Source organism: Thalassobellus citreus (assembly GCF_044385915.1).
Lineage (GTDB): Bacteria > Bacteroidota > Bacteroidia > Flavobacteriales > Flavobacteriaceae > Thalassobellus > Thalassobellus citreus.
Window position 1 is genome coordinate 246,152 of record NZ_JBISCC010000124.1, and the last position, 12,275, is coordinate 258,426.

Here is a 12,275-nt window from a genome sequence, read left to right on the forward strand (position 1 = left end):
TATCGTTCGATTTGTATATTAATGAAAAGTGTGATTTATATATAATTAAAATGGATATCTAACAAAGTAATCACTTTTTAGATATCCATTTTAGTATATTCTAATTTATTAGTTTTTTTATTCTTCTACTCTCCATCTAGGATCTCCGTAATAAAATCTTCCAGAGAAGCTAGCGTCTTTAAAGTTGAAATCGTTGTTTTCTGCATCAACCCATAAGTCTGCTTGCGAAACATTTGCATTTCCAACTATAACACCAGGGATAGGATCTTTAGGTTCTCCTGTAACGGCGTCTGCATACCAATTAAAATCTGAAACAGTAAAAGTATTTGATACACTGATAAGTGTATTTTCAAGACCATCAAGACCTCTAATAGATGTTGTTCCATCTTCGGCTTTATCCCAGCCAAGACCTATAATTGTGTTCGTTATTGTTACACCATTTGTAATGTTATCTTGGTCTGTTTGTCTCCATCGTAACATTTGACGCCCTTTACTAGCCTCATTTATATTTGCAAGTGTACAATCTTCAATTATAAGTGATTCTGAATCATTTCTAGAAGCTAAGAAGTATATCGTATGATTAAATGTGCTTTTAGTTAATTTAATGTTGTTTAAAAAGCTACCACTTTTATCTTGTGTAAATACTCCATAAGAACCAATACTGTCTACAATTGAATTGTTAATAATGTAGTTGTTTAAAGTAACCCCATCTGTTTTAATTCTACCTACACCTCTAAAATTAGTGATATAACAATTATCAAAGCTTAACTCATTAAGAGTTCCTGGGTTACTAGCATTTATTACATATTTCCCATTCCAATCGGTTCCTCTACATTCTAAATCAATAAATCGTAAATGGTCTATGTTCGCATTAGGAGTTAAATCAAAGTTTCCAGCAAATAAAAGTCTAGCTTTTTGAGCTCCAAAACCATAGGCACTTCTAATAGTAATAGATTTGTCAATATCTCCACTAGGACCATCATAGAAAACACCTCTTTTTACAAGAATAATATCTCCGTCTGCAGCTGTTGCAACAGCATTAATTACTGCAGCAGGATCTTCATTATCAGTTAAGTCAATAACACCTGGAGTTGTTGGGTCAAGATCTGGAGTTTTTGTTGTATAGTCAACCCATCCTCTAATTTCAGAACCACTATATATGGCTATTTGATATTTTGTTTCAGGTTCTAAACCATAAACAAAAGATTCTCCTAATTCACGTTGTTCATCAGTAACTATTACTTCTTCAAGTAAAGGTGTTTCTAGTCTTAAGTCATTAGGAGCAAAAACTTTTACACTTGTAACAGGTTCACCAGAGCCTTCAGTTGCCCAAGAAACTCTTGCAGCAACATCAGTTACATCATATCCTAATTTACTAGGAATGTTTAATATACTTGGGAAAACTTCGGTTTTTACATTACCTAAATCAGAAACTTTACTATCGTATTGAGCATCTGCTGCTTGAGCACTAGCTCTTACTTGATATCTTATATTCCAAAATAATTCTTCACCAGCATTATTTTTATCAATTCTAACATAACTAGTGTCAGATTTTATAGTGTAGTCAATTGTTTTAAAAGTATCTCTACTTACTTCTAATGTGTAACCAATGGCGTCTTTAAAACTACCCATATTGGCAATAATTGCATTGCCTTCTACAAATAATTTTTCATTAAGTACCGGGCTAAACAAACGTGTTTTTTCAAATATTTGTTCGTCGTCATTATCGCAGGCGTTAAATAAAATAACGCTTAAACACAAAAATAAAAGTGTTTTTATACTTGAAGTATGATTTATGTTTTTCATCTGTTTTTTTATTTTATTGATTAAAGCCATAACCATCATTTTGTAAAGCACCTTGGCTTTCTATAATAACAGTATTAGGTATTGGGAAAATGTATCTTGCAACTCCTGGTTGTGGACCATCATAATAATTTTTCCAATCATTTAAAATCCATTCGTGATATGCACCGTCATCTAATAGTGCAGATGTAAAGTTAGCTTCATTCCATGTGTCATCTGGAGCAGCAAGTATTCTTGTGTCTGGGTTAGCAATAATAAAGTTACCACTATCATCTAATTTCCAATACATTTTAATTGGAGCTGTACCAGTATTAGCAATTGCGTCATCTGCTAATTGTTTTAAAGCTTCAACAGTTTCTTTCATCTTGTCAGAATAAATACCCCAACGAATTAATTCGTATTTACGTATCATTTCTCCACCGAACTCCCATGCACGTTCATCTACAATAGCATCAAAGAATGCTTCTTTAGAAGAAGAAACACTTGCTATATAGGTGTCTACAGGAGTGTCAAAAGCTCTTTGGCGAACTCTTTTAAGTTTTTCTTGCGCATCAGCTGTAGGACCGTTTAGTTCGTTTTCAGCTTCAGCATACATTAAAAGGATATCTGAATAACGCATCATAGGCCAGTTAATACCTGTTCCTTTAGAAGATTCTTTTCCTAGAGGTGTTGGTGTAAAATGTCTACTCCATTTACCTTGAGAAATACCGTTGTTATCGATAAACTGAGGATTCCCTTCTGTGTTTATTTCATATAGTCCACAAGTAACATCTCTTCTCTTATCTTCAGAGTCAAAAGATAAATAATAGGTTTCTGGCATATCCATATAGTTACCTCCACCACCATATTGGTGCGTTGCTCCTACTTCTTCTACGTCTATTCCTATATTCCAACCCACATCACCTTCACCTGAAGCGTAAGGAACTTCAAAAAGAATATCGCTATTGCTATAGTTTCCTACAATATATTTACATTGATTCATGAAAATTTGTCTAAAATCAGTAGGCAGTGTTCTGTCTTTTAAATCTATTAGTTTTTTAGTATACGTTTTAGCTATTTCGTAGTATTCTAAATAATCACTATCTCTAACCATAGTTAGATTTGGTTTTAAATAATAACCACCTCTTTGTAACGCTAAACGGGCTATCATACCTAAAGTATAATCGCGATTAATTTGTTCAATACCATAGTCAACCTCATCTGCCCAAAGCATGTTTGCTTCAACATTTATTAAAGCTTGAATTTCATTAGAAAGAATTTCATTTCTATTTGTTTTAGATAAAAAGAAATTAGATTCTGGTGTTGTAGGTTCAGTAGGATAAGGAACATCTCCAAAATAATAAATTAGCATACTGTACCAATAGGCTCTCATTGTATGCGCTTCTCCTAATAACTGATTGTAAACAGCAGCATTTTCTCCTTCTAAATTCCCACTATTAATTATTCCAGAAATAGCATTATTACTATTATTAATAGCTTGGTAAGCAGAAGTCCACATTTTAATTAAATCTGTATTATTTGCAGTAGCATCTAAATTCCAAATTGGACGTCTTCCTCCACTTTGACCTTCCCATCCATTTTGATGTTCAATATCTGTATTACCTGTAAAGTTATTAGAAAGCCTTGATCTAAATCCATCTCCATCTGAGAAAGACACATAAATAGCATTCACAGCTTTTCTAGCATCATCAATATTTGAGTAAATAGAGTTTCTATCTGTTGTTGATATTGATTCAGGTTGTAAAAAATCTTTACTACACGACACTATTAATGTCATGCTTATTATTCCTAATATATATTTTAATTTCATGTCAATTAATTTTATTGTTATAATTAAAATGTTGCATTTAACCCAAAAGTGAATGAACGAGATCTAGGATAAGCAGAAAAGTCTAAACCAGGAGTAAGTGCACTTTTTGCAGTACTTACTTCAGGATCAAAACCAGAATATTTTGTCCATATGTGTAAGTTTCTTCCAGAAGCATAAATTCTAAATTTAGATAAGCCTAATTTAGAGATTATATTTTCAGGTAAACTATAGCCTAGAGTTACATTGTTTAGTCTTAAAAAAGACCCATCTTCAATATTATTTGAATGTTGTACTATTCTAGTTGAAGAAAAACTTGTATGAGACCATGTGTTTTTTCCTTGATTTAATTCTGCCAATTGTGCTAAATCTGTAACCACACCTCCTGCAGTTCCAGTATAACTACCATCAATATCAATATAAGTAAATCTGTTATCAGAAGACATTGAAGTTAACATATTCCCATAACCACCTTTTATTCTATATAATTGGTTGTATTCTAATTTACCAACATTATAAACATCGTTACCAACTTGAAAGTTTAAAAAAGTTGATAAGTCAAAATTCTTATAACGTGCATTAAAACCAAAACCACCTTGAAAATCGGGTAAAGCATTACCAATTAGTTGTCTGTCATTTTCAGAATCAATTTCACCATCTCCATTAAGGTCTTTCACTTTAAGCAAGCCAGGTCTTACATCTTCAATAGAGGAAAGAGGCGTTGTTATTCCTTCTTTTAAAATGTATGTATTTGTTGCTTCGTCATAACTTTCAAAATCATCTGTGGTATAGTAACCATCTGTAACATATCCTATGATATCTCCAATTGGTCCTCCTAAATTAAAAGAGTAGTCTTGATTATTATCTAAAGTACTATCCCATCCAGAGCTTAAATTTAACCCAGGAACTCCTTCATTTAAACTTCTTATACTTAATTTGTTTACACCAATATTAAAATTAGCAGATAAGGTGAAGTCTTTTTTATCAACAATATATCCTGTTATTCCAAGATCAACACCTTCGTTTCTTGTGCTTCCTATATTGTCCCATTGACTATTAAATCCAGAGTTTTTAGGTAACTCAACCAAATAAAGTAAGTCTCTTGTAATACTATTGTAATAATCTACACTTCCATATATACGTTTATTAAACAAAGAGAAATCTAAACCAATATTACTTGTAGAAGTAGTTTCCCATTTTAAATCTGGATTATATAAAAGCCCTTCTTTTAACGTTCTATAGTAGATGTTTGAAGTGTTTCCAAAACCAGGACCATCATTAGCACTAGAAGTATAAAGGTCTTGACTTAATCCTTGAGGAATATTATCATTACCAGCTTCTCCATATGTGATTCTAAATTTTAATTCATTTATTATTTCAGAGTCTTTTAAAAAGCCTTCTTCATTCATTTTCCAAGCAAATGCTAATGCTGGAAAAATACCCAATTGGTTTTTTCCTTGGAATTTACTTGATTTATCACCTCTACCTGTTATAGTAAAAATATATTTGTTTAATAATTGAAAGTCGAATCTAGTAAACAGAGACGATCTATTAAAATCTATGGCTTCGTTGGTGTAAAAATTGTCTGAAGAAATTTGACCTAGTTGCATATTTGCAAATAATTCTTCGGGCGTAATACTTGTTCTGTATCTTGTTCCTTGTACAAAATCTTCATCTCCACCATTAGACGAAACTTCCTGACCTAAAAGTAAATCAATTTTATAATCATTAAACTCTTTTTTGTAGTTTAAAGTATTAACTAACCTGTAAGAATCTGTGTTTTTTGTTGTCTTTCTACCAAAAGGTAAACCACCTTCAAAACTTGCAGCACTAGTTTCTGGTCCATAATATCTTAAGGTCTTTTTGTTTTTACTGGAAGTGTTAAATGCCGTTTTAAAAACTAATCCTTCAACAATATCCCAGTTTAAGCCTACATTTAATACGTATTGATTTTGTGTTTCTTCACGCCAATCTTGATCAAGTAAGTCGTAAGGCGTTCTAAAATCGGAAAGAAAGTCTTCAAAATCTCCACCAGAGTTATTACCTGGGTCTATATCTAATTCATCAGAGATGCCATTTACCGGTCTTGTTTGTATAAGGTTTTTAATTCTAAGCGTAGAAGATTTATTGCCATCTGCACCAGAAGTACCAGCACCTCCTTTTGTAGAATTTGTGATTCTAGCTCCAGCTGTAAGATTAAGTTTGTCGGATATTTTTTGATTTAATTTAAAATTAACAGTTGTTCTCTCGTAAGTAGAACCTTCTATTAATCCTTCATCATCATTATGAGTAACACTTAAGTTTACTTTGGTTAAGTCTGTTCCTCCATTTATAGATATATTATGGAATTGTGACATTCTAGTATTACCAAGTATTTCATCTTGCCAATCGGTAGCTTGTTTTTGCTTGTAAATGTCTAAATCGTTATAATTTCCAAAATATTTTTCAAAATTTTCTATATCAGTACCTCCATCTTGCATAGCAGCAAACTCATAATTTGCTAATACAAATTCATAAGGGTCTAATACATCAAGTTTTCTATTTTTAGGAAATGTATTAATTTGAAAGTAGTTATTATAAGATACAGCTATTTTACCAGAAACAGGCGATTTAGTTGTTACAATAATAACACCGTTAGCACCTCTAGCTCCATAAACGGCAGTAGCAGATGCATCTTTTAAAACGGTTATGGAAGCAATATCTGTAGAAGGAACATCACTAAGTCCATCAACAATAAAGCCATCTACCACAATAAGGGGATCGTTTGATTGATTAATAGAACCACCACCTCTAATTCTAATAGATGCTTCAGCACCAGGTTCCCCATCAGAAGTGGTAATGTTTACACCCGATAATCTTCCTGATAAAGCTTCAGCTGCATTAGTAACAGGTATTTTAGCTAGTTCTTTACTGTTTATCCCAACAGTTGCACCAGTCATATCTGTTTTTTTAACCTTACCGTAACCGTAATCTATAATTACAATTTCATCTAGTTGGCTAACATCCGTTTCTAAAGTAATATTAATATTAGTTTGATTATTTACTGGAACTTCTTGTGTTTTATAGCCAATATAAGAAAATACCAAAGTAGCATTCGTGTCTACATTATTAAGCGTGAAGTTACCATCGAAATCTGTAGAAGCTCCATTGGATGTTCCTTTAACAATAACAGTTACACCAGGAAGCGGGCCTCCCAGCTCTCCTCCATCTGTTACCACACCTGTAATAGTACTTTGTTGCTTAGCCTTAACTTTAGTAATAACAATTTTGTTGTTTTCTGTTAAATCAAAATTGAAATTTCCATTAGAAAGGCTTTCTTTTATTAGTTTATTCGCATTAATTGTTCCTTTCTTAATTAAGACTTTGTCTGCGCCTTTAAAAAGGTCCTCTTGATAAATAAATGTGTAGTTTGTTTGACTTCTTAGTAAGTCGAAAATTTCATCTATAGTTACTGTCTTATCTTTTTCAATTAAAATGTTAGTGTTCTGAGAGAAAATATCTCCAGAAGAAAAACTAAAAACTGTTGTGCAAAATAAGAGTATAAAAATCCTCATAATAGTTTGTAGTATTTTTTTCTTAAAACGAAAAAAAGGGTTAATAAATTTAATTTCCATAAATTTGTTTGTTAATTGATTACGTATTTAGTTAGCTAATTAATTAATGATTATTAAAAAGGGGATATGCTCGTTACTGTCCAAGGTATTAGTTCTATTCCCTTTATTTTAGTATTATAGTTTTCTCTGTTATTTCATATGCCTGTATAAAGTTTGTGTTCTTAATTGTTTCTAATATTTCTTCTATATCATCATTTTTACTTAGTACGCCATTAAATTTTACGTTTTCAAGTTGCCTATTGGTAAATATAACATCTACATCATACCATCGAGACATAACTTTCATAATTTCTTTTAATGATTTGCTTTTAAAACTAAACAACCCTTTTTTCCATGAGGTTTCGCTATATGCATCTATTGCGCTAATAGTAATATCTTTATTTTTAAGACTTAATTTAGATTGTTGATTTGGTTTTAGGTTGTGTTTAAATGAAGCAGTACTTACACTTACTTTTCCTTCTACCAGAGTAGTATATATGTCTTCGCCTTTATAAGCTTTAATATTAAATTCTGTACCTAAGACTTCTATTTCTTGATTTTGGTTTAGTACTTTAAATTTTGAACCTTTATGATCTGTACTAGGAGAAACATCAAAATAGGCTTCGCCATAAATAAGTTCTACTTCTCGTGTGGCTCCATCAATAAATGCAACAGGGTATTTTAACTGAGATTCAGAATTTAACCAAACTTCTGTTCCGTCAGATAATTTAACATGAAACTGTCCGCCCCTAGGAATGGTTAAGTAATTGTATGTTATTTTAGTGTTAGCATTACTCTTGTCATTGTATACTAATTTCTTACCATTACTTTTTGCTTTGTCATTTATAAATATTTTGTCCTCATCTAATACGACTACATCACCATCTTCAAGAGTTAAAGTAGCTTTGTCTTTTCCTGTTTCAATATTATTTGTAACTATTGGTACAACTTTTTCTATTTGAATATTATTATTTGACTCATTGAATATTTTATCTCCTAAAAAACAGGTAGTTGTTATTGCTCCAATAACTATTGCAGCAGCATACTTAAATATCGTTTGCGTTTTTAATCTGTAAACTATTGATTTTTGTTTTTTAATTCTTAATAATAATTTTTCAATAGTTCTTTTTGTGTCAGGATTATTTATGCCGTAGTTTATTGCATAATGAGTTTGCACATAATCTTTAAATATTTTTTCATTTGCGGGCTTTTTAATCCATTCAGAAAGTGTGTCTAAATCGCTAGCAGTAGCAGACTTAGTTATATATTTTACTATAAGTTTTTCAATTCTTTGGTTCATAGTTTTGTGGAGTTCACATTAATCATAACAAAGCTAAATTAAAGAACCCTTGTTTTTTCAATGCTTTTTTTCCTTTTTGTTGTTTTTTTTTATAATATTTGAAGACAATAAAATTCTTCAATATTGTCTACCAAATATAAAGATAATACAATTCTTATTACGCATCTTAAAAAGGGAGATGAATGTGCCTATGCCTATTTAATAAATACTTATAATAGACCACTATTTGTTTATGTATTAAGTTTAACTAATGACCATGATCAATCTGAAGATATTGTTCAGAATGTTTTTTTTAAAGTATGGCTTTCTAGAAAAAAATTGAACATAAATTATTCTATAAAAAGTTTTTTATACAAGGCTGCTTATAACGAGTTTATCAACCAGTATCATAAAAACAGGGCTATTTCTAATTTAGAAAAAGTATATATGGATGCTCTTGAAGAAGCTGTTGATGATAAAAATTCAGAATTGCTTGAAAGAAAAATAGCAATAGTTAATAAAGGTATCAAGCAATTGCCTAAAAAATGTAAAGAAACCTTCTTGTTAAGCAAGAAAGAAGGTCTTACGAATATTGAAATTGCAGATCATTTAGGCGTTTCTATAAAAACGGTAGAAGGACACCTTACTAAAGCATACAATTTATTACGTAAAAAAGTAGGCGATCAGTTAAAAGAGATTCTATTTTTACTATTCGGAATGCCAAATAAAATAATACTTAATTAACATAAAAGCATTTTTATTTTGGTGATTATTTTCTATGTTAATTTTTATTATTGTAATCGATTACAATAATAAATTATTTACTTTTGACTGTTTTATAAAATTGACCATCGTTTAAAAAACAACATTGTCTTGTAATTAAAGTATTAATATTATCCGTTAAATTAAGACTACGACTGTTTAATAATAGAAAAAAGAGCTTAATTATTTAAATCTACAATTGTTATTTTTTATTAAAAACCTGAATGATTAAGCCACTAAAAATTTACTCTAAAAACAACTTTTAACATGTTATTTAAAAAATTAATTTTTGTAATACTGCTATCTATTACAAGTAGTTATGCTCAAAACCCAGTAGTGAAAATGGATTTTGATCAAGCTGGTAGAAAAGAATCTGAAGTTAATCAAATAGGATATATACCATGGGTTATTTCTGGAGCTTCAAGTAGTAGTAAAACTGAAAACGGAATTACTTTCACTGTAACTAAGGTTGGGCCTTTTGGAAATCAATTAAGTTCTAGCTGGTTCAAAACAGGAATTCAAGCTTCAGATGAAGGTAAATTAGTTAATGATGGTATTACTGTTAAAGATGGTACAGCAAACCAAGGTGGGCAAATTGAGTTTAGAATAAGTGGTTTAGACGCAGGAACACATTCTTTACTTGCCTATATAAATCAAACGTCTAGTGATACTTTTACTTATAGTCCAATAGATGTTTCTTTAGATGGAAACTTGATTGAAGATAATGTAGTGCCAACTGTTAGAGCTGCTAATTCAGCTGAAGCAAAATCGGTATATATAACTTTTCAAGCTATAGCTAATACAGACGTTGTTATTTTATTTGCAGCTGAAACTTCTGGGTCTGAAAATGTGAAAAATGTATTGATTAACGGATTTGAATTAAATACTCCTAATATTTTTGACCAAGCAACTAGCCCTATTCCGGAACATAATAACGAGCACGTAGAATTAGCTTCTGGTAATGTTTTGTTACAATGGACTCCTGCTGCTAATACAGTTACACAAAATATTTATTACGGTACAGATCAAGATGCTGTAGAGAATGCTGATACCTCTTCATTAGAATATAAAGCAAATCAAAATAATACTAATAATACTTATCAAGTAAATGGCTTATATACTGGAGAAACTTATTTTTGGCGAGTAGATCAAATAGCATCTGGTGGTAATATAACAAAAGGTAATGTATGGCGTTTTCGACCTGCAATACTTGCGTTTCCAGGAGCAGAAGGATATGGTCGTTTTGCCCGCGGTGGTAGAGGAGGAAAAGTAGTAGCTGTAACAAATTTGGATGATAGTGGTCCTGGAAGTTTACGTGAAGCTATAACTAATGATATAGGACCTAGAACTATTGTTTTTAATGTGTCTGGTATTATAAGGCTTTATTCTCGTTTGGTTTCAAGTCAACCATATGTAACTATTGCTGGTCAAACAGCACCAGGGAAAGGAATAACTATTAGAGCAGCTCCTTTAGGTATTACAGGTGATGATAATGTTGTTCAAAATATAAGAGTACGATTAGGAGGCGGTCAAACTTTTGATGGTATGGGATTAACTGGTGGAGATTATAGTATTATTGATCATTGTTCTATAAGTTGGACTATTGATGAGTCATTTAGTTCTCGTGGAGGTCATAATATAACACTACAACGCACCTTAATTTCTGAAGCATTAAATGCAGCAGGTCATCAAAATTATCCTGCAGGAGCAGAGCACGGGTATGCGGCTACAATTGGAGGCGATATAGGTAGTTTTCATCATAATTTATTAGCTCATAATTATGGGCGTAATTGGAGTTTAGGTGGAGGATTAGATGGAAGTGGTGCTTATGCGGGTAAAATGGATATAACTAACAATGTTGTATATAATTGGGGAGGAAGAACTACTGATGGCGGAGCAAAAGAAGTTAATTTTGTTAATAATTATTATAAGCCAGGAGCTGGGTCTAAAGTATTTTATGCTCTAAAAGCTCAGAATGAACATTTAGGGACAGGAGCGCAGCAATATTATTTTGAAGGTAATGTTATGCCTGGACATTTTGATGAAACTAATCAAGCAAATGGAAGAACATCAACTGGAGATGCCGAAGATAAAGATGGTGTTCCTTTTAGTAACTGGGTAAATACACCATTTTTCCCATCATATGTTACAACTCAGTCTGCAGAAGAGGCTTATAAAATTGTGTTATCAGATGTAGGTTGTATTCAACCAGTATTTGATGATCATGATAAAAGAATGATTGCAGAAACTTTAGGAGGAACGTTTACTTATAGAGGAAGTGTAACTAATAAACCAGGATTTCCTGATAACGAAGCAGATGTTGGAGGTTACGAAGATTATCCTTTTATAACAAGACCAGCTAGTTGGGATTCTGATAATGATGGATTACCTAATTGGTATGAGGAAATTATAGGAACTAACATTAACTCTGGAAATGGCGATTTTTCAGATTCGAATGCTGATAATGATTTAGATGGTTACACCAATCTAGATGATTATTTACAATGGATGGATAAACCTCATTATAGTACTTTAACAGGTAAAAAAATAAATATTAATATTCAAGAATTATCAAGGGGGTTTGAGAGCAGTCCTTCATATCAAATATCTAATGTGGTTAATGGAAACTTTAATTTAGTAGGCGATGTAGTTGAGTTTACACCAACAACAACAGGCTTAGCGTCTTTCGATTTTACTGTTACCGATTCAGCTGGACATAGTATGACGCGTTCTGTAAATATTCTTAATGGTTTTGATTTAACTTTATCAATTAAAAAAAGTGAAGTTTCAGAAGTAAAGGTTTGGCCTATTCCAAATAAAGGAACTTTTTCCATAAAAATGAAGGATAGTAGTGCTAATTCTGAATTTAAAATATTTGATATTTTAGGAAAGGAAATATTGAATGGTACTATTAAAAAAGGTGCAATTGAAAAGGTGAATTTAAATAAAAGTGGTATTTTTATTTTAAAAGTTATAGAATCTAGTTCTAAACAAGTTATACATACTCAAAAAATAATAGTGCAATAGTTTT

General features: G+C 31.3%; 6 protein-coding genes. 2 read left to right on the forward strand and 4 right to left on the reverse strand.

Annotated features, from left to right (window positions below; all coding sequences use genetic code 11):
* Positions 1-117: 117 nt before the first annotated feature.
* From ACH5TX_RS09935 to ACH5TX_RS09950, 4 genes are all read right to left on the reverse strand, one after another.
* Positions 118-1,806, reverse strand: a complete 1,689-nt coding sequence (locus tag ACH5TX_RS09935; RefSeq protein WP_439339347.1) for a DUF4957 domain-containing protein — start codon at positions 1,804-1,806, stop codon at positions 118-120.
* A gap of 13 nt (positions 1,807-1,819) precedes the next feature.
* Positions 1,820-3,613, reverse strand: a complete 1,794-nt coding sequence (locus ACH5TX_RS09940) for a RagB/SusD family nutrient uptake outer membrane protein (RefSeq protein WP_439339348.1) — start codon at positions 3,611-3,613, stop codon at positions 1,820-1,822.
* Between the two features lie 23 nt (positions 3,614-3,636).
* Entirely contained in the window at positions 3,637-7,164 is a 3,528-nt protein-coding gene (locus ACH5TX_RS09945; protein ID WP_439339349.1) for a SusC/RagA family TonB-linked outer membrane protein, read from the reverse strand.
* Positions 7,165-7,327: 163 nt separating this feature from the next.
* Positions 7,328-8,503 (reverse strand): FecR family protein, encoded by a 1,176-nt coding sequence (locus ACH5TX_RS09950; protein ID WP_439339350.1) that lies wholly within the window; start codon positions 8,501-8,503, stop codon positions 7,328-7,330.
* 123 nt (positions 8,504-8,626) lie between these two features.
* Here ACH5TX_RS09950 and ACH5TX_RS09955 point away from each other — a divergent pair, with 123 nt between their 5' ends.
* Complete coding sequence (locus ACH5TX_RS09955) at positions 8,627-9,226, forward strand: RNA polymerase sigma factor (RefSeq protein ID WP_439339351.1); 600 nt, start codon at positions 8,627-8,629, stop codon at positions 9,224-9,226.
* 285 nt (positions 9,227-9,511) lie between these two features.
* On the forward strand, positions 9,512-12,271 hold the full coding sequence (locus ACH5TX_RS09960; RefSeq protein WP_439339352.1) for a T9SS type A sorting domain-containing protein: 2,760 nt from the start codon (positions 9,512-9,514) through the stop codon (positions 12,269-12,271).
* Positions 12,272-12,275: the final 4 nt, after the last annotated feature.